General features: G+C 64.6%; 23 protein-coding genes. 14 read left to right on the top strand and 9 right to left on the bottom strand.

Features of this window, described 5'->3' with window-relative positions; all coding sequences use genetic code 11:
* The first annotated feature begins 53 nt into the window (after positions 1 to 53).
* From L0U83_RS10000 to L0U83_RS09985, 4 genes are all read left to right on the top strand, one after another.
* Complete coding sequence (locus L0U83_RS10000; protein WP_233882366.1) at positions 54 to 851, top strand: MetQ/NlpA family ABC transporter substrate-binding protein; 798 nt, start codon at positions 54 to 56, stop codon at positions 849 to 851.
* Positions 852 to 1,062: 211 nt separating this feature from the next.
* Positions 1,063 to 1,812 (top strand): electron transfer flavoprotein subunit beta/FixA family protein, encoded by a 750-nt coding sequence (locus tag L0U83_RS09995; protein WP_233882365.1) that lies wholly within the window; start codon positions 1,063 to 1,065, stop codon positions 1,810 to 1,812.
* Between the two features lie 23 nt (positions 1,813 to 1,835).
* Complete coding sequence (locus L0U83_RS09990; RefSeq protein WP_233883857.1) at positions 1,836 to 2,771, top strand: electron transfer flavoprotein subunit alpha/FixB family protein; 936 nt, start codon at positions 1,836 to 1,838, stop codon at positions 2,769 to 2,771.
* 135 nt (positions 2,772 to 2,906) lie between these two features.
* A complete protein-coding gene (locus L0U83_RS09985) occupies positions 2,907 to 4,694 on the top strand; it encodes an acyl-CoA dehydrogenase (protein ID WP_233882364.1) in 1,788 nt (595 codons plus the stop codon).
* A gap of 80 nt (positions 4,695 to 4,774) precedes the next feature.
* Here L0U83_RS09985 and L0U83_RS09980 read toward each other — a convergent pair whose 3' ends face one another.
* A complete protein-coding gene (locus L0U83_RS09980) occupies positions 4,775 to 6,061 on the bottom strand; it encodes a D-amino acid dehydrogenase (protein WP_233882363.1) in 1,287 nt (428 codons plus the stop codon).
* A 177-nt stretch (positions 6,062 to 6,238) separates the two neighbouring features.
* Between L0U83_RS09980 and L0U83_RS09975 the strand changes: the two genes are divergently transcribed.
* Together L0U83_RS09975 and L0U83_RS09970 are read left to right on the top strand one after the other, a co-directional pair.
* Positions 6,239 to 6,727, top strand: a complete 489-nt coding sequence (locus L0U83_RS09975; protein WP_042261052.1) for an Lrp/AsnC ligand binding domain-containing protein — start codon at positions 6,239 to 6,241, stop codon at positions 6,725 to 6,727.
* Between the two features lie 102 nt (positions 6,728 to 6,829).
* Entirely contained in the window at positions 6,830 to 7,987 is a 1,158-nt protein-coding gene (locus L0U83_RS09970) for a PA0069 family radical SAM protein (RefSeq protein WP_233882362.1), read from the top strand.
* Positions 7,988 to 8,009: 22 nt separating this feature from the next.
* Here L0U83_RS09970 and L0U83_RS09965 read toward each other — a convergent pair whose 3' ends face one another.
* Both L0U83_RS09965 and L0U83_RS09960 read right to left on the bottom strand, forming a co-directional pair.
* A complete protein-coding gene (locus tag L0U83_RS09965) occupies positions 8,010 to 8,516 on the bottom strand; it encodes an NINE protein (RefSeq protein ID WP_233882361.1) in 507 nt (168 codons plus the stop codon).
* A gap of 118 nt (positions 8,517 to 8,634) precedes the next feature.
* Positions 8,635 to 9,768: a PQQ-dependent sugar dehydrogenase gene (locus L0U83_RS09960; protein WP_444544255.1), complete on the bottom strand. Its 1,134-nt coding sequence runs from the start codon at positions 9,766 to 9,768 to the stop codon at positions 8,635 to 8,637.
* A gap of 252 nt (positions 9,769 to 10,020) precedes the next feature.
* Here L0U83_RS09960 and rpsP point away from each other — a divergent pair, with 252 nt between their 5' ends.
* From rpsP to L0U83_RS09930, 6 genes are all read left to right on the top strand, one after another.
* Positions 10,021 to 10,284: a 30S ribosomal protein S16 gene (rpsP, locus tag L0U83_RS09955; RefSeq protein WP_028206744.1), complete on the top strand. Its 264-nt coding sequence runs from the start codon at positions 10,021 to 10,023 to the stop codon at positions 10,282 to 10,284.
* Positions 10,285 to 10,380: 96 nt separating this feature from the next.
* A complete protein-coding gene (gene rimM, locus L0U83_RS09950; protein WP_233882360.1) occupies positions 10,381 to 11,145 on the top strand; it encodes a ribosome maturation factor RimM in 765 nt (254 codons plus the stop codon).
* Positions 11,146 to 11,196: 51 nt separating this feature from the next.
* Positions 11,197 to 11,964, top strand: coding sequence for a tRNA (guanosine(37)-N1)-methyltransferase TrmD (gene trmD, locus L0U83_RS09945; protein WP_233882359.1), 768 nt, complete (start codon positions 11,197 to 11,199; stop codon positions 11,962 to 11,964).
* Positions 11,965 to 12,115: 151 nt separating this feature from the next.
* Entirely contained in the window at positions 12,116 to 12,511 is a 396-nt protein-coding gene (gene rplS, locus L0U83_RS09940) for a 50S ribosomal protein L19 (RefSeq protein WP_028206741.1), read from the top strand.
* 86 nt (positions 12,512 to 12,597) lie between these two features.
* Entirely contained in the window at positions 12,598 to 13,320 is a 723-nt protein-coding gene (locus tag L0U83_RS09935; RefSeq protein ID WP_233882358.1) for a CoA pyrophosphatase, read from the top strand.
* A 151-nt stretch (positions 13,321 to 13,471) separates the two neighbouring features.
* The gene (locus L0U83_RS09930) at positions 13,472 to 14,410 is read left to right on the top strand and encodes a CobD/CbiB family protein (RefSeq protein WP_233882357.1); all 939 of its coding nucleotides are present in this window, start codon (positions 13,472 to 13,474) and stop codon (positions 14,408 to 14,410) included.
* A 76-nt stretch (positions 14,411 to 14,486) separates the two neighbouring features.
* Here L0U83_RS09930 and L0U83_RS09925 read toward each other — a convergent pair whose 3' ends face one another.
* Genes L0U83_RS09925 through L0U83_RS09915 form a run of 3 tightly spaced genes read right to left on the bottom strand, consistent with a single transcriptional unit; the run spans position 14,487 to position 17,064 of the window.
* Complete coding sequence (locus L0U83_RS09925; RefSeq protein ID WP_233883840.1) at positions 14,487 to 14,807, bottom strand: putative signal transducing protein; 321 nt, start codon at positions 14,805 to 14,807, stop codon at positions 14,487 to 14,489.
* Between the two features lie 26 nt (positions 14,808 to 14,833).
* Complete coding sequence (gene rsgA / locus L0U83_RS09920; RefSeq protein WP_233882356.1) at positions 14,834 to 15,790, bottom strand: ribosome small subunit-dependent GTPase A; 957 nt, start codon at positions 15,788 to 15,790, stop codon at positions 14,834 to 14,836.
* Positions 15,787 to 17,064 carry a M48 family metallopeptidase gene (locus L0U83_RS09915; protein ID WP_233882355.1) on the bottom strand — a complete coding sequence of 426 codons (1,278 nt, stop codon included), beginning with the start codon at positions 17,062 to 17,064 and terminating at the stop codon, positions 15,787 to 15,789. Before L0U83_RS09915 ends, rsgA begins: the two co-directional genes overlap by 4 nt.
* Positions 17,065 to 17,173: 109 nt before the next feature.
* Between L0U83_RS09915 and orn the strand changes: the two genes are divergently transcribed.
* Positions 17,174 to 17,803, top strand: a complete 630-nt coding sequence (gene orn, locus L0U83_RS09910; protein WP_233882354.1) for an oligoribonuclease — start codon at positions 17,174 to 17,176, stop codon at positions 17,801 to 17,803.
* Between the two features lie 79 nt (positions 17,804 to 17,882).
* Here the strand turns inward: orn and mog are convergent, their stop codons facing one another.
* Positions 17,883 to 18,506: a molybdopterin adenylyltransferase gene (gene mog, locus L0U83_RS09905; RefSeq protein ID WP_233882353.1), complete on the bottom strand. Its 624-nt coding sequence runs from the start codon at positions 18,504 to 18,506 to the stop codon at positions 17,883 to 17,885.
* Positions 18,493 to 19,098: a ribosome biogenesis factor YjgA gene (yjgA, locus tag L0U83_RS09900; protein WP_233882352.1), complete on the bottom strand. Its 606-nt coding sequence runs from the start codon at positions 19,096 to 19,098 to the stop codon at positions 18,493 to 18,495. The genes mog and yjgA overlap by 14 nt, the downstream gene beginning before the upstream one ends.
* 267 nt (positions 19,099 to 19,365) lie before the next feature.
* Here yjgA and pmbA point away from each other — a divergent pair, with 267 nt between their 5' ends.
* The gene (gene pmbA / locus L0U83_RS09895; protein WP_233882351.1) at positions 19,366 to 20,733 is read left to right on the top strand and encodes a metalloprotease PmbA; all 1,368 of its coding nucleotides are present in this window, start codon (positions 19,366 to 19,368) and stop codon (positions 20,731 to 20,733) included.
* A gap of 93 nt (positions 20,734 to 20,826) precedes the next feature.
* On the opposite strand, the gene L0U83_RS09890 is transcribed toward pmbA, so the two are convergent.
* Positions 20,827 to 21,324 (bottom strand): dihydrofolate reductase, encoded by a 498-nt coding sequence (locus L0U83_RS09890; protein ID WP_233882350.1) that lies wholly within the window; start codon positions 21,322 to 21,324, stop codon positions 20,827 to 20,829.
* Between the last annotated feature and the right edge of the window lie 36 nt (positions 21,325 to 21,360).

The raw sequence follows: 21,360 nt of genomic DNA, 5'->3' as shown, positions 1-21,360 counted from the left end.
CTTGAAACAGGCCGTTTTTCGATCAACATAACTACACAAGACAAAGGTTTGGTATGCAACGTCGTTTCATGATCCGGCTCGCGGCGGCGCTTGGCGCGGCTTCGCTGATCGCACCGCTCGCTGCGCACGCGGACGAAACTATCAAGGTGGGCGTAACGGGCGGCCCGCACGAGCAGGTGATGGAAGTCGTGAAGAGCGTGGCCGCGAAGAACGGGCTGAACATCAAGATCGTCGAGTTCTCCGACTACGTGCAGCCGAATGCGGCGCTCGCGGGCGGCGACCTCGACGCCAACAGCTACCAGCACGGGCCGTATCTCGACGCGCAGGTGAAGGATCGCGGCTACAAGCTCATCAAGATCGCAGACACGGTCACGTTCCCGATGGGCATCTACTCGAAGAAGATCAAATCGCTCTCGGAACTGAAGCCGGGCGCTCGCATCGCTGTGCCGAATGATCCGACGAATGGCGGCCGTGCATTGCTGCTGCTGCAAAGTCAGGGTCTCATCAAATTGCGCGCCGACGCAGGTTTGAAGGCGACGCCGCTCGACATCGTGGAAAACCCCAGGAAGCTGAAGATCGTCGAACTGGACGCCGCGCAGATTCCGCGTTCGCTCGACGACGTGGACGCCGCCGCGATCAACACGAACTTCGCGATGGAAGCGGGCCTGAAGCCGAAACAGGACGCGATCGCGATCGAAGACCCCAAGGGGCCCTACGTGAATATCCTCGCGATCCGCGAAGCCGATCGCAACAAGCCCTGGGTGGCCAAACTGGTCGCTGCGTACCACTCGCCGGAAGTGAAGCAGTACATTGAGACGAAGTTCGGCGGGGCGGTCATCACCGCCTGGTAAGCCCCCTCCAGGCCGTGAAATTAGAGATATTTTTCGGCGCCCGGGCTTGATGCCCGGGTTTTTTCCACCGTAAAATCGCACGATCGTTCGCTACTGACGACCGGGGTGCAGCAGCGGTGGTTCGTGAAAATTGCTGGTGGCAGATCGGCCCGACAGGGCTATCGCTATAATGTCCGCCAGGTTGACGTATTCGTAACTTCGGAGCATGTGAATGAAAGTCCTTGTGCCAGTCAAACGCGTAGTCGATTACAACGTGAAGGTTCGTGTGAAGTCGGATGGCACGGGCGTCGACATCGCCAACGTGAAGATGTCGATGAACCCGTTCGACGAAATCGCCGTGGAAGAAGCGGTGCGTCTGAAGGAAGCGGGCGTGGCGACGGAAGTCATCGCCGTTTCGGCGGGCGTGACGCAAGCGCAGGAAACGCTGCGCACGGCGCTGGCCATCGGCGCGGATCGCGCGATCCTCATCGAGTCGAACGAAGACCTGCAGCCGCTGGCTGTCGCCAAGCTCCTGAAGGCGCTGGTCGACAAGGAACAGCCGCAGCTCGTGATCCTCGGCAAGCAGGCCATCGACGACGATTCGAACCAGACCGGCCAGATGCTCGCCGCGCTGGCGAGCCTGCCGCAAGCGACGTTCGCATCGAAGGTGGTCGTTGCCGACGGCAAGGCTACCGTGTCGCGCGAAGTGGATGGCGGCGCGGAAACGCTCTCGCTCACGCTGCCCGCGGTGGTCACGACGGATCTGCGCCTGAACGAGCCGCGCTACGTCACGCTGCCGAACATCATGAAGGCGAAGAAGAAGCCCCTCGAAACGCTCAAGCCGGAAGACCTGGGCGTCGATGTCACGCCGCGTCTGAAGACGCTGAAGGTTGTCGAGCCGCCCAAGCGCAGCGCAGGCGTGAAGGTGCCGGACGTGAAGACGCTGGTCGAGAAGCTGAAGACCGAAGCCAAGGTGCTGTAAGGAGCGAGACGAAAATGACGAATCTGGTGAATCTGGTAATAGCTGAACACGACAATCACTCGATCAAGGCCGCGACGCTGAACACCGTCGCTGCAGCACAGAAGATTGGCGGCGACGTGCACGTGCTGGTCGCGGGCCACAACGCCCAGGCCGCAGCCGATGCAGCCGCGAAGATCGCAGGCGTGGCGAAGGTGCTGCTCGCCGACGCGCCGCAACTCGAACAGGGTCTTGCAGAGAACGTCGAAGCGACGGTTATTGCGATCGCGAAGAACTACTCGCACATCCTGGCTCCGGCCACGGCTGCGGGCAAGAACGTCACGCCGCGTATTGCCGCGAAGCTCGACGTCGCGCAGATCAGCGACATCACGGCCGTGGATTCGCCGGACACGTTCGAGCGTCCGATTTACGCGGGCAATGCGATCGCGACGGTGCAATCGGTCGATCCGGTCAAGGTCATCACCGTTCGCACGACGGCGTTTGACCCCGTTGCTGCAGAAGGCGGCAGTGCAGCGGTCGAGAAGCTCGAAGCGGCAGCGGACAGCGGCCTCACGCAGTTCGTCGGCCGTGAAGTCACGAAACTCGACCGTCCGGAACTCACGAGCGCGAAGGTCATCGTCTCGGGTGGCCGTGGTCTGGGCAGTGGCGAAAACTACACGAAGGTTCTTGAGCCGCTCGCCGACAAGCTCAACGCCGCACTCGGCGCTTCGCGCGCAGCAGTCGATGCGGGCTACGTGCCGAACGACTACCAGGTCGGCCAGACCGGCAAGATCGTCGCGCCGCAACTGTATGTGGCAGTCGGCATCTCGGGCGCAATCCAGCATCTGGCCGGCATGAAAGACTCGAAGGTCATCGTCGCGATCAACAAGGACGAAGAAGCACCGATCTTCAGCGTGGCCGATTATGGCCTCGTAGGCGATCTGTTCACGCTCGTGCCGGAACTCGTGAAGGAACTCGGCTGAAGCTGGCCGATGTATCCAGCGACGAGCGACGCGAATCATGATTGAACGCGCGGCGTGAGACGAAGCAACAAAGGGGCGCCGCGGCGCCCCTTTGTCATTTGAGGAACCGCACTCTGGAAAGGGGAGGAGACTGACATGTACCAGGCGCCCACGAGCGACATGCTGTTCGTCATGAAGGAACTGGCCGGCCTCGAAGAGATCGCGAAGATGCCGGGCGGCGAAGACGCCACGCCCGAAACCGTCGAAGCGGTGCTGCACGAAGCCGCCAGGCTATGCGGCGAAGTGCTGGAGCCGCTGAACGCCGAAGGCGACCGCAATCCGAGCCGCTGGGAAAGCGGCAACGTGCATGCCACGCCCGGTTTCAAAGCGGCATTCCGGCAATACGTGGAAGGCGGCTGGCAGGGCGTGCAGCATCCTCAGGAATACGAAGGACAGGGCTTGCCGAAACTCGTCGGCACGCCGTGCGTGGAAATGCTCAATGCGGCGAATCTCTCGTTCGCGCTGTGTCCGCTGCTCACCGACGGCGCCATCGAAGCGCTCCTCACCGCCGGCACCGAAGCGCAAAAGCAGCGCTTCGTGCCGAAGCTCATCTCGGGCGACTGGACCGGCACGATGAACCTCACCGAGCCGCAGGCGGGTTCGGATCTCGCGGCCGTGCGCACGCGCGCCGAGCCGCAAGGCGACGGCACGTTCAAGCTGTTCGGCACGAAGATCTTCATCACGTGGGGCGAGCACGACATGGCTGAGAACATCATCCATCTCGTGCTCGCGCGCACGCCCACGGCGCCCGAAGGCGTAAAGGGCATTTCACTCTTCATCGTGCCGAAGTTCCTCGTGAACGACGATGGCTCGCTCGGCGCGCGCAACGACGTGCACTGCGTGTCGATCGAGCACAAGCTCGGCATCAAGGCGAGCCCGACCGCCGTACTGCAGTTCGGCGACCATGGCGGCGCGATCGGTCAATTGATCGGCGACGAGAATCGCGGCCTCGAATACATGTTCATCATGATGAACGCGGCGCGTTTTGCCGTGGGCATGCAGGGCGTGGCCGTTTCCGATCGCGCGTACCAGAAGGCGCTCGCCTATGCGAAGGAGCGCGTGCAGAGCCGCCCGGTGGATGGCTCCGCGAAAGCGGCGGTGAGCATCATCCATCACCCCGACGTGCGCCGCATGCTTGCGACGATGCGCGCGCTCACCGAAGCCGCGCGTGCGCTCGCCTACGTGGCGGCGGGCGAGAGTGATCGCGCGCATGGCGATCCCGATGAGGGGGCCCGTGTGCGGCATCAGGCGCGCTACGAATATCTCGTGCCGATCGTCAAGGGCTGGAGCACCGAACTCGCGCTCGAAGTGACGAGCCTCGGCGTGCAGGTGCATGGCGGCATGGGCTTCATCGAGGAGACGGGCGCGGCGCAGTTCTACCGCGACGCGCGCATTCTCCCGATCTACGAAGGCACGACGGCGATTCAGGCGAACGATCTGATCGGGCGCAAGACGCTGCGCGACGGCGGCGCGGCGGCAAAGGCGCTGCTTGCCGATATCGCGCAAACCGTCGATGCGCTAGCCGGGCAGCAGGGTACGGCGTTCGAGTCGATGCGCAAGCATCTTGCACTCGGTCGCGTGGCGCTGGACTCGGCCGTCGGCTTCGTGCTCGCGAAGGCGAAGAGCGATCCGAACGCGGTGTTCGCGGGCAGCGTGCCGTATCTGAAACTGGCGGGTATCGTGCTGGGCGGCTGGCAGATGGCGCGCGCCATGCTCGCCTCGCAGCGTCTGATGCAGGACGATCCGAAGTTCCATGGCGCGAAGATCGCCACGGCGCAGTTCTTCGCGCAACACGTCTTGCCGCAGGCCGTGGCGCTCGAAGCGGCGATTGTGAGTGCGAACGGCAGCGAAGGCGTGCTGGCGCTGGCGGAGGATCAGTTCTGACGTCGCGTATTGACTGATACGCGAGAAATGAAACACGGCGCCCTTGAGGCGCCGTGTTCGTTCACGCAGGAAACCTTGCTTCAGGCATAAGCCGGGCGATGCGAGCCCTGCGTGTCGCCGAGATAGCGATGGACCGAAAGATCGTCGGCGCGGATGGCGGGCTGCTTGCCCGAGATCAGGTCGGCGAGCAGTTGGCCCGAACCGCACGACATCGTCCAGCCGAGCGTGCCGTGACCCGTGTTCAGGAACAGGTTCGAAATCGGCGTGCGGCCGACGACCGGCGTGCCGTCCGGCGTCATCGGACGCAGGCCGGTCCAGAACGTGGCCTTCGTCGTGTCGCCGCCGCCCGGGAACAGATCGTTCACGCACATTTCGAGCGTTTCGCGACGGGCTTGTTTGAGCGTCTTGTCGAAGCCGACGATCTCGGCCATGCCGCCCACGCGGATGCGGTCGTCAAAACGCGTGATCGCGATCTTGTAGGTTTCGTCGAGCACGGTCGATACCGGCGCGGCGTCGGCGTTGACGATCGGCGCCGTAATCGAGTAACCCTTCAGCGGGTACACCGGAATCTTGACGATGCCCGCGAGCATCTTCGTCGAGAATGAGCCGAGCGCGACGACGAACGAATCCGCGCGCACCAGTTCGTTGCCGCATTGCACGCCCGCGATACGGTCGCCCCGCATGACGAGGCCGTCGATCGGCGTGTTGTAGCGGAATTTCACGCCGAGTTGTTCGGCCATGGCGGCGAGGCGCGTGGTGAACATCTGGCAGTCGCCGGTTTCGTCGCCGGGCAGGCGCAGGCCGCCCGTGAGCTTGCCCGACACGGCGGCCAGCGCGGGTTCGGCGCGGCCGAGTTCGGCGGCGGTGAGCAGTTCGTACGGAACGTTCGCGTCCTTCAGCACGGCGATGTCCTTCGACGCACCTTCGAACTGCTGTTGCGTGCGGAACACCTGGAGCGTGCCGCCCGTGCGGCCTTCATACTCGATGCCCGTGTCGGCGCGCAGCGCCTGCAGGCAGTCGCGGCTGTATTCGGCGAGGCGCACCATGCGGCCCTTGTTGAGCGCGTAGCGTTCGGCCGTGCAGTTCTGCAGCATCTGCCACATCCACTGCAGCTGGAATTTGGTGCCGTCGAGACGGATGGCGAGCGGCGCATGCTTCTCGAACATCCACTTGATCGCCTTGAGCGGGACGCCCGGCGCCGCCCACGGCGCAGCGTAGCCCGGCGAGATCTGGCCGGCGTTCGCAAAACTGGTTTCGAGCGCGGGACCGGCCTCGCGGTCGATCACCGTGACTTCGTGGCCCGCGCGGGCAAGATACCAGGCGCTGGCCACACCGACCACACCACTGCCCAACACGACGACTCGCATAGCTGCTCCATGTAAATTTGTTGGGGCTACGCCGCGTTGCCGGGGCCCTGAACACTGCGGTTTGGCACCGATAGGGCGGAAGGCATGAAAATTCGGGTGTAGCCAGTATTTGTAGCTATGCTATTGTTGAATGTGCAGGTTTTGTTATCGTATTTTTCAGATTTTCGGGAATAAATCATGAGAACGCAGCGTCAGCCGGTTCGCGCACTCGACCGGCTCGATCACCGCATCCTGAAACTGCTCCAGGAAGACGGCCGCATGGCCATGAAGGACCTCGCGGAGCAGGTCGGGCTCTCGGTTACGCCGTGCATCGAGCGGGTGAAGCGCATGGAGCGCGACGGGGTCATCACGGGCTATTTCGCGCGCGTGAATCCCTCGGTGCTGGGCGCGGCGCTGCTCGTGTTCGTGGAGATCACGCTCGACCACAAGAGCGGCAACATGTTCGACCAGTTCCGCCGCGAAGTGCAGAAGATTCCCGAAGTGCTGGAGTGCCATCTCGTCTCGGGCGACTTCGACTATCTCATCAAGGCGCGTATTGGCGAGATGGCCGACTATCGCAAGCTGCTTGGCGACATCCTCTTGCAGTTGCCCGGCGCGGTTCAGTCGAAAAGCTACGTGGTGATGGAAGAGATCAAGGAGACGCTGACTATCGCCGTGGGGGAATGAGCGGCTGACAGCGCCCCGTTTTTAGGACTCGACAACGCGGCTCAGCACTGTATATTTATACAGTACTGAGCCGCGTTTTTTCATGTCCTGTTCGCATTAGCCGTGACTGATTCCCGCCACCCCGATCGCGATACCTGGTATCCCGTTGCGCCGCCCACGGCGCGCAAGGGGCGCGGTGCGGTTACGAACCTGCAAGGGCGCTACGAAGTCGACCAGCGCGAAGCGTTCGACGATGGTTGGCATCAGACGGGCGAAGGCGGGGAGGAGCAAGGCGACCAGGCAGACCAAACCAGCGAGCCCAGGCTGCGCACCGAAGTCTTCGAAGAGCGTGCGAAAAGCATCCTCACGCACAACCAGTCGCCAGACATTCCGTTCAACGTCTCGCTCAATCCTTATCGCGGTTGCGAGCATGGCTGCATCTATTGCTTCGCGCGGCCCACGCACAGCTATCTCGGTCTCTCGCCGGGGCTCGATTTCGAAAGTCGTATCTACGCGAAGGTGAATGCCGCAGAGCTGCTCGCGCGCGAGATCGCGAAGCCGTCGTACGAGCCCGAGCCGATCGCGCTGGGCGTGAACACCGACGCCTGGCAACCGGTGGAGCGCGACATGCGCATCACGCGGCGTGTGGTCGAGGTGCTGGCCGAGCGTCAGCATCCGTTCGCGGCCATTACGAAGTCCTCGCTGATCGAGCGCGATCTCGACTTGCTCGCGCCGATGGCCGCGCGCCAGCAGTTCATGGCAGCCATCACGATCACCACGCTCGACGCCGATATCGCCCGCTCGCTCGAACCACGTGCGGCGACACCTGCGCGGCGCCTGCGCACCATTCGCACGCTGGCCGAAGCCGGCGTGCCGGTGGGCGTGAGCATCGCGCCTGTCATTCCGTTCGTGACCGAGCCCGACATGGAGCGCGTGCTCGAAGCCTGCGCCGAGGCCGGTGCAACGAGTGCGAGCTATATCGTGCTGCGCCTGCCGTGGGAGGTCGCGCCGCTCTTTCAGGACTGGCTGGCGGCGCACTTCCCGCAGCGCGCCGAGCGCGTGATGAGCCGCGTGCGCGACATGCGCGGCGGCAAGGACTACGAGTCGGCGTTTTCGCAGCGCATGAAGGGCACGGGGCTTTGGGCCGACCTGCTCAAGCAGCGCTTTCACAATGCTGTGCGGCGCCTCGGGCTCAATGAGCGGCGCCACGGCATTCTGGATATGTCGGCGTTCGTGCAGTCGAAGACCGTGCGTGAGAAGCCGCAACTCGACTTGTTCTGATTGGGCGAGGCGTTACTGCGAGTTACTGCGAAATCGCCTTTGCTGCCTCGACCTGCGACTCGAAATACGTCTGGAACGAGAGTGCGAGTCCCGTCATCAGCAGGAAGGCGCCAATCAGCAGCGAAAAGATCACGACGAAGATCACGGTCCAACCCGAGCGGCTTGTGCGGCCTTTCTCCGCGAACGCTGCGTTGAACTGCGCGTCCCATTTGGCGTCGGGGCGCAGCCCATAGACGATCGCCGCGAGAAACGCCGAGATGACCGACACCGCACCGATCACGGCGAGCACCCAGCCGGGAATCGAGGCGCGTTCGGTTGCGACGAGCAGCATCACGCCCGGGATGCCGATGAGCGTGCCGAGCAGATGCGCCCAGCCCCACACGTCGCGCGGGCCGTACAGATAGAAGCGATGTGCGCCGAGGCTGCCAAACAGGAACGCGAGGGCGGCGGTGAGCGTCTTGGAGCGAAAGCGTGAGGGGTTATTTTCGTTGGGCATGGGCTGGGCGAAACGTGGACGTTTGGCCGTCATGGGCGCATCACGTCATCGCACATGGGCCGCCGGGCATTGTATGCCGCACGCCCGGCTTGCAGCACAAGCGCACGCTTATGCCCGGCAACACGCCAGCCGCTTTAACGTGGCGCTCGCGTCACGGTTTGGCGTAAGTCACGCGATAGATCGCGCCCGCGTAGTCGTCGCTGATAAGGAGCGAGCCGTCGGGCAGCGGCAGCACGTCGGCGGGGCGGCCCCATTGGGTCTCGTCTGAATTCAGCCAGCCCTGCGCGAACACTTCCTGGCGTGCGTTCGTGCCGTCGGGGTTGGCGCTCACGCGCACCACGCGGTAGCCGACTTTCTTGCTGCGGTTCCATGAGCCATGCTCGGCGATAAAAATGCTGTTCTTGTAGTCGGCCGGGAACATCGGGCCGGTGTAGAAGCGCATGCCGAGCGACGCCACGTGTGCGCCGAGTTTCGCGACCGGGGGCGTGAAGCCGCCGCACGGATGCCCTGCGCCGAACTCGGGGTCGGCGACATTGCCGCCATGGCAATAGGGAAAGCCGAAGTCGTCGCCCACGTGCGCGAGGCGATTGAGCTTGTCGTCGGGAACGTCGTCGCCGAGCATGTCGCGGCCATTGTCGGTGAACCAGAGTTCGTGCGTCTGCGGATGCCAGGCGAAGCCGACCGTGTTGCGCACGCCGCGCGCGATGGTCTCGTAGTGCGAGCCGTCGGGGTCCATGCGGCCGATCATCGCGAAATGCACGCGCTGCGGGTCGCTTGCCGGCAGACAGACGTTGCACGGCGCGCCTTGCGGCACGTAGAGCTTGCCATCGGGGCCGAAGGCGATGAACTTCCAGCCGTGGTGGCGCTCTCCGGGCAGCGAATCCGTGACGACTACGGCCTTGGGCGGATCGTCGAGATGACGGTCGATGTCGTCGAGCCGCACGATCGACGAAACCGCGGAGACGTACAATGCGCCGTTGCGCCAGGCCACGCCCACTGGCATCGTCAGCCCGGAGGCCACGATATGGCGCTTTTGCGCCTTGCCGTCCTTGAGTTCCAGTGCGTAGACGTCGCTGTCCATACTCCCGACATATAAGGTGCCGTTGCCCGAGAGCGTCATTTCGCGTGCGCCGGGAACGTCGGCGGAGAGCACCTCGATGTGGAAGCCCGGTGGCAGCTTGATGCGCTCGATGGGAAGGGCCCCGTGAGCAAGCGGCGCAGCGAGCGGGGCGGCGGCAAAGGCGAGCCACGCTGCCGCGATGTGTCCGGCTGACGCACACGACACCGGGAAAAGGGAGTTGTCACCCACGCTGCCGCAGCAAGCGCGACGCAGCCATTGCACGAGTCGTCCGAAAATCGCCACAATTCGCTCCAGGGCCCGTCCACTGTGGGCACGAGCCGCAGTTTGACCGCTGTGTCCTGTCGCTTTCTCAGCGTCAGCGTGGATTTTCCCGTTAAGTGTTTGTTATGCCTCCGGTTTCGGGCTATAATCGCATGTTTCAGTAGTCCCGAACCCCCGGTTTTCAAGGATTTTAGTATGGTCATCATCCGTCTGGCACGCGGCGGCTCGAAGAAGCGCCCGTTCTACAACATCGTCGCAACCGATTCGCGCAACCGTCGCGACGGCCGTTTCATCGAGCGCGTGGGCTTCTACAACCCGGTCGCCACCAAGGGTGAAACGCTGCGTATCGCTCAAGATCGCGTGACGTACTGGAAGGAAAACGGCGCGCAAATGTCGCCGGCTGTCGAGCGCCTCGTGAAGGAAGCGCAAAAGACCGCCGCCGCTGCGCCGGCTGCTTAAGTTTTTAAGCGTCTTTCAGTCTGTTGTCTGTGTTTTACCCGCGTACGCGCTGCATAAGCTGCGTGTGCGATATCAAGCTGGTCGCAAGGGGTGCCGATGTCCGCGCATGACGCTAAATCTGCCGTAGAGGCGAACGACGCGTCGGAAGGCGGGGCGCCCGAAGTTGCAACAAGCGCTGCGACCGGCGGCGCTGGCAAGGCTGCAGCCCGTGGCGCGCCTTCGTTTGGTGCGTTCGTGCGCAAGCCTGCGCGCGAGGGCGCCGCGAAAGCTGCGTCCGCAACCGAGGGCCTGCGCGCCGAAACTGAAGCGAGCTGGCCGGCCGACGCCGTTGAAGTCGGCGCCGTGATCGACGCCTATGGCCTCAAGGGCTGGCTGAAGATCGCGCCGCATGCGCAAGACGGCCGCGCGCTGCTTTCCGCTAAACGCTGGTGGCTTCTCAAGGGCCGCGAGGGTCTGGGGCACCGCGAGCGTCATTCCGCGGTGCGCGTGAGCGCCAAGGTTCATGGTGACAGCGTCGTTGGCGAGCTTACGGGTCTGGCCGACCGCGATGCCGCGCTGCTGTTGCGCGGTGCGCGCGTGTACGTGAGCCGGGCCGAATTCCCGGCGCCCGCAGCCGATGAATATTACTGGGTCGACCTGATCGGCCTCGACGTCGCCAACGAGGCGGGTGTCGAGCTCGGCAAGGTCGCCGACCTGATCGACAATGGCGCGCAATCGGTGTTGCGTGTCACGTACCCGTCCACCGACAAGGATGGCAAGCCGGTCGCCGGCGAGCGCCTGATCCCGTTTGTGGGCGTGTTCGTGAAGACGGTGGACCTGGCGGCGAAGCGTATCGTCGTCGACTGGGAAGCCGATTACTAAGCAACACGGCAATACCGCGCCTTGATTCAATTTCGCTGAACGGAGAGAGCGATGCAGTTTGATGTCGTCACGCTCTTTCCCGAGATGTTCCGCGCCCTGACCGACTGGGGCATTACCAGCCGGGCGGCGAAGCAGCAGCGTTACACGTTGCGCACGTGGAATCCGCGTGATTTCACGACCGACAACTATCGCACGATCGATGACCGCCCCTACGGCGGCGGCCCCGGCATGGTCATGCTGGCCAAGCCGCTCGAAGCGGCGATCGGCGCGGCGAAGGATGCGCAGGCGCAAGCCGGCGTGAGCGCTCCGCGAGTGCTGCTGATGTCGCCGCAAGGCAAGCCGCTCACGCACGAACGCGTCATGCAGTTCGCGCAGGAGCCGGGTCTCGTGATGTTGTGCGGCCGCTATGAGGCGATCGACCAGCGTCTCGTCGACCGCTGCGTGGACGAAGAAGTGAGCCTCGGCGACTTCGTGCTCTCGGGGGGCGAATTGCCCGCGATGGCCTTGATGGACGCCGTGGTGCGCAACCTGCCGGGCGTGCTTAACGACGCGCTTTCGGCGGTGCAGGACAGCTTCGTCGACGGTTTGCTCGACTGTCCGCATTACACGCGCCCTGAGGAATACGACGGCGTGCGTGTGCCCGATGTGCTGCTTGGCGGCCATCATGCGGAAATCGAGTTGTGGCGTCGCCGCGAGGCGTTGCGCAACACGTGGAACAAGCGGCCCGATCTGATCGAGCGGGCCAGAAAGAACAAGATGTTGAGCCGTGCCGACGAGGTGTGGCTCGCTAGTCTCGCGAAGGGCTCGAGCGAAGCGTAAGGCTTCGGGCGTGCTCAGCAAGGGGCGCAAAAGGCGGTGCCGCTTCATGCGTGAACGGCGCCAGATGTAAATCCATCCTCTATCGGGGCCGTAGTTGCGGGTCATCCTGCACAGGTACGAACGCCGACAAGATGGCATACGGAGTCAATCCATGAATCTGATTGAAAAACTCGAGCAGGAAGAAATCCAGCGCGTGCTGGGCGAGAAGACCATCCCCGAATTCGCCCCCGGCGACACGGTGATCGTCAACGTGAACGTGGTTGAAGGTAACCGCAAGCGCGTTCAGGCATACGAAGGCGTCGTGATCGCGAAGCGTAACCGCGGCCTGAACTCGTCGTTCATCGTGCGCAAGATCTCGTCGGGCGAAGGCGTCGAGCGTACGTTCCAGACGTACTCGCCGCTCTTGGCCAGCATCGTGGTGAAGCGTCGCGGCGACGTGCGTCGCGCGAAGCTGTACTACCTGCGCAACCTGTCGGGCAAGAAGGCACGTATCAAGGAAAAGCTGGTGTCGAAAGACCGCGCAGCTGCTCCGGCCGACCAGGCGTAAAAGCTGTAAGAAAGAAGCACCCTCCGGGGTGCTTTTTTCTTTTTGGCCGCAAAATAATCTCGTGTACGTGTAATCCGAGACGCCCGTTGATCCGCCCAGTATTTGAACCCGAAAGCCTGCCGATCGAATCGACCGGCGCGAACCTTCCGCAGATCGCCGCGGAACGCCTGACCGCCGCCGGCTTACGCGCGCGCTTCGAGCAGCGCTTGCCGTGGGATCCCGAGCCGCAGGAAGCCCGTCTCGCCGAGATGCGCGATCCACGCGAGGCCGCCGTGCTCATGCCCATCGCGATCCGTCCGGAAGGCCTGACCGTGCTGCTCACGCAGCGCGCCGACAACCTCAGTAATCACGCGGGGCAGGTGAGCTTTCCCGGCGGAAGCCGCGAGCCTTCCGACCCCACGCCGATCGCCGCCGCGCTGCGCGAGGCACACGAGGAAGTGAACCTCGACCCCGCGCGTGTCGAGGTGCTCGGCGCATTGCCCGATTACCTCACTGGCACCGGCTTCAAGGTCACGCCCGTGGTCGGTCTCGTGCATGAGCCGTTCAGCCTGGCCGCCGATTCGCTCGAAGTGGCGAGTATCTTCGAGGTGCCGCTCAGCTTCCTCATGAACCCGGTGCACCACCAGGTGCGCGTGTTCCGTTGGGAAGGTGGCGAGCGGCGCTTTTACGCGATGCCGTATCCGGACCGCCATTCGCCAGACCGTGATGCGCCAGAACGCGCTGTCGCTTTGGGCGTAGGTTCCTCGCACTTCATCTGGGGGGCGACGGCGGGCATGCTGCGCAACTTCTACCGCTTCCTGCTCGCGTAACACGTCTGGCGGCGCGCGCAAGCGCAGCCGTCGCGCACTGTTGCGAGATTGCCGCCCGATTTGCCGGCGATGGTCAGGCACATCTGGCCCTGTGATATCGTTGCAACACTTTCTAAAACCCTTTCGCAACTCGATCTGCACGGCGCGTCGCATGACCTTCTTTTCCGTATTGCTGGCCCTCGTCATCGAACAGGTGCGGGCGCTGTCGCCCAATAATCCGGTCATGGCGCTCGTGCGCCTCAATGCGGAATGGGCCGCTCACGGCTTCGACGCCGGCAAGCAGAAGCACGGCCTCATCGCGTGGCTCGTGGTCGTGCTGCCGTGGACGCTCGCCACGGCGCTCGTCTACTACGTCCTGTACCACATCAGCTTCGTACTGGCGTTCCTGTGGAACGTGGTGGTGGTGTACTTCACGCTCGGCTTTCGCCAGTTCAGCCACTATTTCACCGACATCCATCTCGCGCTGAACAACGACGACGTGCCGCGCGCGCGCGAAATTCTCCACGAATGGACCGGCATCGACGCCGTGGACATGCCTGTGAGCGAGATCGTGCGCCACACGCTCATTCATGCGGTGATCGCGTCGCATCGGCACGTGTTCGGCGTGTTCTTCTGGTTTCTCGTGCCGATCGGGCCCGCGGGCGCCGTGCTGTACCGCATCGCCGAATATCTCGCGCGCGAGTGGGCGCGTCCGGCGGAAGACCGCACCGAGGCGTTCTCGAACTTCGCGCAGCATGTGTTCTTCGTGATCGACTGGGTGCCGGCGCGGCTGACATCGCTGGGCTTTGCGATCGTCGGCAACTTCGAGGACGCGATTTACGCCTGGCGCAACCACACGAACCAGTGGCCCGATACCAACGAAGGCGTGCTGCTCGCGACCGGCAGCGGCGCGCTCGGCGCTCGCCTTTCGGGGCCGCTCGCAGAGCAGTCCAGCGTCGAGGTGCTCGCGCAGCCGGGCGAGGGCGGTCCGTACACGGTTGGCGACGACTGCACGCCGCGCACGCTGCAATCGGCGGTGGGCCTCGTGTGGCGCGCCGTGATCCTGTGGATGATCCTGCTGCTCATGCTGACTATCGCCGTCTGGCTCTGAGCGCCGGATCGCCACGCCGCAAACATGCAAATGGGCCGCTAAAAGCGGCCCATTTGCATTTGGGGCAGTGCTTACGTCACTCGTCGCGCACGTCGCGATCGCGTCCGCAATTCCAGCAGACGGTGAATTGCGCCTCGAGCACCTCGCCGCAGCGCGCGCAGCGCCAGGTGGGCGAGCCGGGCGGCGGGCCGTTCACCGCCTCGTCGATCAAACGCCGGGCGAGCTTCTCGTCGCGTTCGTCCACGAGCCACAGTTCAGGCGCGCATTGCTCCGCTGGAATCTCGCCCATCGCGCCGCTCAGGTAGCGGTTGTGCAACTCGCAGGGCACGCCCGCCGTCGCGAGGATGTTCATCCAGTGCTGGGCGATCAGCAGATTCGGCGCGCGTACGAGCTTGATCATGGGGCGCAGGGGCAGGCGGCGAGTTAGCGCACGACCTGGCTGATCTCGTGCATGAGCTGCGCGTAGAGCGCCTGGCGCTCCGGCGCGATGCGGCCGTCGTCGACGGCTTCCAGAATTGCGCAGCCCGGCTCGTGCAGATGATGGCAGTTGTAGAAGCGGCAGTGCGCGAGCAGCGGCCGGAACTCGGGGAACGCGCGCTCCAGCTTGCCTTCGGTGAGGTGATAGAGGCCGAATTCCTGGAAGCCCGGCGAGTCGATCAGCGCGCCGCCGTTTTGCGATCCACCATCAGGCAGCGTGTAGAGCCGCGTGAACGTCGTGGTGTGGCGGCCGCTGTTGAGCGCCGTCGAGATCTCGCGCGTGGCGGCTTCGGCATCGGGAATCAACAGGTTCACGAGCGTCGACTTGCCCATGCCCGACTGGCCGAGCAGGATCGTTTGATGGCCGTGCAGATGCTCGGCGAGCGCCGCACGCGCCTCCTCGGGGCGGCCCTTCACCGAAAGCTCCAGCACCGTATAGCCCAGCGCGCGATACCGTTCGAGCCGCTGGCGAGCGAGCGGCAGCGCAGCCTCCACGTCGGTCTTGTTGAGGACGATGAGCGGCTTGAGGTCGTTGGCCTCGGCGGCCACGAGCGCGCGCCCGAGCAGGTCCTCGCTGAAGTGCGGCTCGGTGGCGAGCACGATCAGCAACTGATCGAGGTTCGCCGCGAAGAGCTTCGACTTGAACTGGTCGGAACGGTAGAGCAGGTTGCGCCGCTCGCCGATCGCGACGATCACGCCCTGATCGGCGGAAGTCGACTGATATTCGACACGGTCACCGACCGCCACCTCGCTCTTCTTGCCGCGCGGGAAGCATTGCAGGTGCGCGCCGCCGCCGTCGGGCGCGACGAGATAATGGCGCCCGTGGGCGGCGATCACCACGCCGTGCAGCGTGGCGTCTGCGGCTTTCGTACTGCCGGCGGCTTTCGTTGCGCGCCGGTTCATGCGTGCGCGAGCAGTCGGTCGATCCGCTGCGAAGCCGGCGGATGCGAGTAGTAGAACGCGGTATAGAGCGGGTCGGGCGTGAGCGTCGACGCGTTGTCCTCGTAGAGTTTCACGAGCGCGTTGACGAGATGCTGCGCGTCGGTTTGCGTGGCGGCGAACGCGTCGGCTTCGAATTCATGCTTGCGCGACGAGAGGCTGCCAAGCGGCGTGACGAAGAACAGGAACACGGGCACGGCGAGGAAGAACAGCACGAGCGCGAGCCCCTCGTTGCCGCCGAGGAGCGACGGCCGCACGCCGAGGCCTTCATAGAACCACACGCGCTGCGAGAGCCAGCCGAGCAGGGCGAGCAGCGCGAGGCTGATCGCGAACGTGACGACCATGCGCTTGATCACGTGACGGCGCTTGAAGTGCCCGAGTTCGTGCGCAAGCACGGCCTCGATCTCGCTGCCGGAGAGGCGTGCGAGCAGCGTGTCGAAGAACACGATTCGCTTGGCGGCGCCAAAGCCCGTGAAATAGGCGTTGCCGTGCGCGGAGCGGCGGCTGCCGTCCATCACGAAGAGGCCCTTGGCTGCGAAGCCGCAGCGCTGCATGAGCGCCTCGATGCGCGAGCGCAGGGCTTCGTCGCGCAGCGGTTCGAACTTGTTGAAAAGCGGCGCGATGAAGGTGGGGTAGAGCACCAGCACGAGCATCTGGAAGGCGACCCATACGGCCCACGTCCAGAGCCACCAGAGGCTGCCCGCCTGCTTCATGAGCCAGAGCACGACGAACAGAAGCGGAATGCCGAACGCAGCGCCAATCAGCAGCCCCTTGATGCGGTCCATGATGAAGATGCGCTTCGTCATGCGGTTAAAGCCGAAGCGCTCTTCGACCACGAACTGGCGGTAGTAGTCGAGCGGCAACTCGACGATGCCGGAAATCGCGAGCACGGCCCCGACGAGCGCGATCTGGCCGACATAGTCGCGCCCGATAGCATCCGAAATGCCGAGATCAAGCACCTGCACGCCGCCGAGCAGCGTGAGCGCGATCAGCACCACGGCGCCGAGCACGATCTCGACCATGCCGAGGCGCGTGCGCGCGACCGTGTAGTCGGCGGCGCGCTGGTGCGCGGCGAGCGGGATGGTCGCGGTGAACTGCGCGGGCACGGCACCCCGATGGGCGGCCACGAAGCGGATCTGGCGCGACGCGAGCCAGAGCTTGGTCGCGACCATGGCGAGCACGGCCACGACGAAGAGCACGCTGAAGTACAGCGCAGGGGAGGGGGACAGATTAGGCATCCAGGAAGTCCGTGGTATCTATGCGACAATTATATGTTCGCCGGCCGGGCATCGCATCCTGTCGATGCCGCGCACGCGCCGCGCCTCCAACGCTCTCCGGGTTGCCTTCATGACTGACATTACCGCTGCCGGCGCGCCGCTCATCGAGCGCACCGACATGAACCTGATCTGGCTCGATATGGAAATGACGGGGCTCGATCCCGACAACGACCGCATCATCGAGATCGCCGTGGTGGTGACGAACTCGACGCTCGACAAACTCGTGGAAGGCCCCGTGCTGGCCATCCACCAGCCGGAGTCGATGCTCGACCGCATGGATGAGTGGAACCGCAACACGCACGGCCGCTCGGGCCTCACCGAGCGCGTGCGCGCCTCGACCGTCACGGAACAAACCGCGACCGAGCAGATCATGGCATTCCTCTCGCAGTACGTGCCGCCGGGCAAGTCGCCGATGTGCGGCAACTCGATCTGTCAGGACCGCCGCTTCATGGCGCGCTGGATGCCCACGCTCGAGCGCTTTTTCCACTACCGCAACCTCGACGTGAGCACGCTCAAGGAACTGTGCCGCCGCTGGCAGCCGACCATCTACAAGGGCTTCCAGAAGCGCGCGATGCACACGGCGCTTGCCGACATCCACGAGTCGATCGACGAACTCAAGTACTACCGCGAGCACTTCCTCGTTGCGGCGCCGGGAATCGTACCCGACATGGCGTCGGGCGAGGCTGGTCCGGCGCTTTGATCCGATCGCGCAAGCAACGCCGCGGCGGCGGCTTCGTGCCGTCGTCGGTGCGTCGTGCAATATCGTAGAAGGTTGAGTATTACGCGCGCGGCGCTCGCTGCGCGTTCTTGGGCCGGAACGCCGCGACGACGTTCGGGTCGGTTTCGATATACGGGCCGCCGATCAGGTCGATGCAATACGGCACCGCAGCAAAAATGCCCGGCACCTTCACGGCGCCCTGATCGTCGCGCAGGCCTTCCAGCGTTTCCTTGATCGACTTCGGCTGCCCCGGCAGATTGATGATGAGCGCTGCGTGGTCGTCGTTTTCGCGGATCACGGCGACCTGGCGCGACAGAATGGCCGTCGGCACGAAATTCAGGCTGATCTGGCGCATCTGCTCGCCAAAGCCCGGCATTTCTTTCGTCGCCACGGCGAGCGTCGCCTCGGGCGTCACATCGCGGCGCGCGGGGCCGGTGCCGCCCGTGGTCAGCACGAGGTCGCAGCCCAGACCGTCCACGAGCGCCGTGAGCGTGGCGGAGATCGTCGCCGCGTCGTCGTGGATCAGGCGCGTTTCAGCACGCCACGGCGTTTTCAGCACGCTGCCGAGCCACTCCATCAGCGACGGAATGCCCTTGTCCTCGTAGACGCCGCTCGTCGCGCGGTCGCTGACCGATACGAGGCCGATCACGAGTTCGTCCGGGTGGCTGCGCTCAGGCTTCGTCATCTTCGCGGTCCTCGTCGGCGCGCTCGTCGTCGGCTCCTCCGGCGCCTTGCGTGCTCGTGTCCTTGATCCATTGGAACAGCTCGCGGAAGGACTTAGGCGGCCGGCTTTGCTCCTGCTCGCGGCGCGCGTTGCGGATCAGCGTGCGGCCTTCCTGCGGGTCCGCGGCGGGGTACTGGCGGATGAATTCGGTGAGTGCGGCGTCGTCCGCGAGCAGCTTGTCGCGCGTGCGCTCGATCCAGTGCAGGCGCGCCGTGGCGGCCTTGTTGACGCCACGGTGCTCGTCGAGCTTCGTGCGCAGCGCGGCGACTTCGGCTTCGGTCAGGCCGCGCATCATGCGGCCCACGTACTGGAGCTGGCGGCGCTTGCCTTCGTGGTCGGTGATGCGGCGGCACTCGTGGACGGCGTCCGCGAGGTCTTCCGTCATCGGCATGCGCTTGAGCGCGTCCTTGGGCAGATCCACGAGGGCCTGGCCGAGTTCCTGGAGCGCTTCCATGTCGCGCTTGAGCTGCGATTTGCTCGGGCGATCGTAGCCGTTGTCGTCCGGTTCGGCGACAGCGTCGTTCATCGGTTGAATGCGGGTTTTGCGTTTCATGGGGCGTATTGTAGCGTGCTCGGCTCGCGCGCTCGGGCTGGAAGGCGGTGCCTGCGGCCGGATGCCCGCGCGAAGGTTGGGGCGAACCGGTGCGACGGCGGATGAGAAGCGCGAGGCGCCGAAAGCGCCTGTGATGCGTGTTCACATACCTTGCTATGATCGCGGGATGCGCTTTCCGAACGCTGCGCGTTCCGAAGCACCCGAATCGACACCAGCGAAACACGACATCAGCGGGCCGCATCGGCCCAGAACCGGACCGTAACGACAATGGCAGACATCGAAGCCCGGCAACGCTTTTTCCCGCACACCCAGGACGAGCTGAAGGAGATCGCGTCCGATATCCTTCGGCACGCCAGCGCGCTCGGCGCGAGCGACGCCGCGACCGAGATCTCCGAAGGCGACGGCTTGTCCGTCTCGGTGCGCCGCGGCGAGGTCGAGACCATCGAGCACAACCGCGACAAGATGGTCGGCGTGACCGTCTATATCGGCAACAAGCGCGGCAACGCGAGCACCTCCGACTTTTCGCCGCAGGCGCTCAAGGACACGGTGGCGGCCGCGTACAACATCGCGCGCTTCACCGCCGACGACGACTGCGCGGGCCTCGCCGAGCGCGAGTTGCTCGAAACCGCGCCGCGCGACCTCGACCTTTACCACCCGTGGAATCTCTCGGCTGACGAGGCCGTGGAAATCGCGCGCCGCGCCGAAGATGCGGCGTTCGCCGTCGATCCGCGCGTGAAGAACTCCGAAGGCGCGAGCGTGTCGGCGCAGCATTCGCAGTTCGTGCTCGCCACCTCGGGCGGCTTCATTCACGGCTATCCGTACTCGCGCCACTACGTTTCGTGTGCGCCCATCGCCGGCGTTGGCCGCAACATGCAGCGCGACGACTGGTACACCTCGCGGCGCAGCGCGGCCGAGCTGGCCTCGCCCGAAGCCGTTGGGCGCTATGCGGCCGAGCGTGCGCTCTCGCGCCTGAACGCGCGCAGCCTCGACACGCGCAAGGTGCCCGTGCTGTTCGAGGCGCCGCTCGCCGCGGGCCTGCTCGGCGCATTCGTGCAGGCCGTGAGCGGCGGCGCGCTGTATCGCAAGACGTCGTTCCTCGTCGACAGCCTTGGCAAGCCGGTGTTCGCGCCGCACATCCAGATCGTCGAGGACCCGCATGTGCCGCGCGCGGCCGGCAGCGCGCCGTTCGACGAAGAGGGCGTGCGCACCCAGCGACGCGAAGTCGTGAAGGACGGCATCGTGCAGGGCTATTTCCTCTCGTCGTATTCGGCGCGCAAGCTCGGCATGCAGACCACGGGCAACGCCGGCGGTTCGCACAACCTGCAGTTCCAGAGTTCGCTCACGCAGCCGGAGGATGACTTCGAAGAGATGCTCAGGAAGCTCGGCACGGGCCTCTTGCTGACCGAACTGATGGGGCAGGGCGTGAACTTCGTGACGGGCGATTATTCGCGCGGCGCGTCGGGCTTCTGGGTGGAGAACGGCAAGATCCAGTACCCGGTGGAGGAAATCACGGTGGCTTCGACGCTGCAGGAGATGTTCCACCACATCGTCGCCGTGGGCGCGGATACGCTCGCGCGCGGCACGCGTCAAACCGGCTCGGTGCTGATCGAGCGGATGACGGTGGCGGGGCAGTAAGCGGTTCTTCCGCAGGCTCGATGAACAACGGCACGCCTTGGCGTGCCGTTTTGCTTTTGGTGTGGCAGGTTGGGCGGCGATGCGCCCGGACAATCAATCCCGTCGCACGTACTGCACGAACGCAAAGTCGAAGTCGTTCGGCGCATTCGCATGCAACGTCTCGCGCGACGTTTCTTGCCACACGTCGGGGTCCGGTGCCGGAAAGGTGGCGTCGCCCTCGAAGTCCGCGGAGATCTCCGTCACCACGAGTTCATGCGCGAGCCCGAGTCCCTCACCATAGAGTTGTGCACCGCCGATCAGGAACGCCACAGGCGCCTGGTCCTGCGCCGCGAGTACGAGCGCCTCGTCGAGGCTCGTGGCGGTGTCGCAGCCGGGAAAGCGCTTGCCCGCGTCGCGCGTCACGACGATGTTGCGGCGCCCCGGCAAGGCGCGGCCGATCGACTCGTGCGTTTTGCGGCCCATGATGATGGGCGCGCCCATGGTGGTGCGCTTGAAGAACGCAAGGTCTTCGGGGAGCCGCCAGGGCAGCGCGTTGTCGCGGCCGATCACGCCGTTGCGGGCGCGGGCGACAATGAGGGTGAGCGTCGTCATCGAAAGGTAGAGGTGCGAGGTTGTAAGCTGTTCGCA

This window comes from Paraburkholderia flagellata (assembly GCF_021390645.1).
GTDB classification, from domain to species: domain Bacteria; phylum Pseudomonadota; class Gammaproteobacteria; order Burkholderiales; family Burkholderiaceae; genus Paraburkholderia; species Paraburkholderia flagellata.
Note: the sequence above shows the minus strand (reverse complement) of the source record. Positions and strands in the feature narration are given on the sequence as shown.

Excerpts from the sequence above, each read along its gene's own strand:
- L0U83_RS10000 (WP_233882366.1), top strand. The coding sequence starts at position 54 with ATGCAACGTCGTTTCATGATCCGGCTCGCGGCGGCGCTTGGCGCGGCT.
- L0U83_RS09995 (WP_233882365.1), top strand. The coding sequence starts at position 1,063 with ATGAAAGTCCTTGTGCCAGTCAAACGCGTAGTCGATTACAACGTGAAG.
- L0U83_RS09985 (WP_233882364.1), top strand. The coding sequence starts at position 2,907 with ATGTACCAGGCGCCCACGAGCGACATGCTGTTCGTCATGAAGGAACTG.
- L0U83_RS09980 (WP_233882363.1), bottom strand. The coding sequence starts at position 6,061 with ATGCGAGTCGTCGTGTTGGGCAGTGGTGTGGTCGGTGTGGCCAGCGCC.
- L0U83_RS09975 (WP_042261052.1), top strand. The coding sequence starts at position 6,239 with ATGAGAACGCAGCGTCAGCCGGTTCGCGCACTCGACCGGCTCGATCAC.
- L0U83_RS09965 (WP_233882361.1), bottom strand. The coding sequence starts at position 8,516 with ATGACGGCCAAACGTCCACGTTTCGCCCAGCCCATGCCCAACGAAAAT.
- rpsP (WP_028206744.1), top strand. The coding sequence starts at position 10,021 with ATGGTCATCATCCGTCTGGCACGCGGCGGCTCGAAGAAGCGCCCGTTC.
- rimM (WP_233882360.1), top strand. The coding sequence starts at position 10,381 with ATGTCCGCGCATGACGCTAAATCTGCCGTAGAGGCGAACGACGCGTCG.
- trmD (WP_233882359.1), top strand. The coding sequence starts at position 11,197 with ATGCAGTTTGATGTCGTCACGCTCTTTCCCGAGATGTTCCGCGCCCTG.
- rplS (WP_028206741.1), top strand. The coding sequence starts at position 12,116 with ATGAATCTGATTGAAAAACTCGAGCAGGAAGAAATCCAGCGCGTGCTG.
- L0U83_RS09930 (WP_233882357.1), top strand. The coding sequence starts at position 13,472 with ATGACCTTCTTTTCCGTATTGCTGGCCCTCGTCATCGAACAGGTGCGG.
- rsgA (WP_233882356.1), bottom strand. The coding sequence starts at position 15,790 with ATGAACCGGCGCGCAACGAAAGCCGCCGGCAGTACGAAAGCCGCAGAC.
- L0U83_RS09915 (WP_233882355.1), bottom strand. The coding sequence starts at position 17,064 with ATGCCTAATCTGTCCCCCTCCCCTGCGCTGTACTTCAGCGTGCTCTTC.
- orn (WP_233882354.1), top strand. The coding sequence starts at position 17,174 with ATGACTGACATTACCGCTGCCGGCGCGCCGCTCATCGAGCGCACCGAC.
- mog (WP_233882353.1), bottom strand. The coding sequence starts at position 18,506 with ATGACGAAGCCTGAGCGCAGCCACCCGGACGAACTCGTGATCGGCCTC.
- yjgA (WP_233882352.1), bottom strand. The coding sequence starts at position 19,098 with ATGAAACGCAAAACCCGCATTCAACCGATGAACGACGCTGTCGCCGAA.
- pmbA (WP_233882351.1), top strand. The coding sequence starts at position 19,366 with ATGGCAGACATCGAAGCCCGGCAACGCTTTTTCCCGCACACCCAGGAC.
- L0U83_RS09890 (WP_233882350.1), bottom strand. The coding sequence starts at position 21,324 with ATGACGACGCTCACCCTCATTGTCGCCCGCGCCCGCAACGGCGTGATC.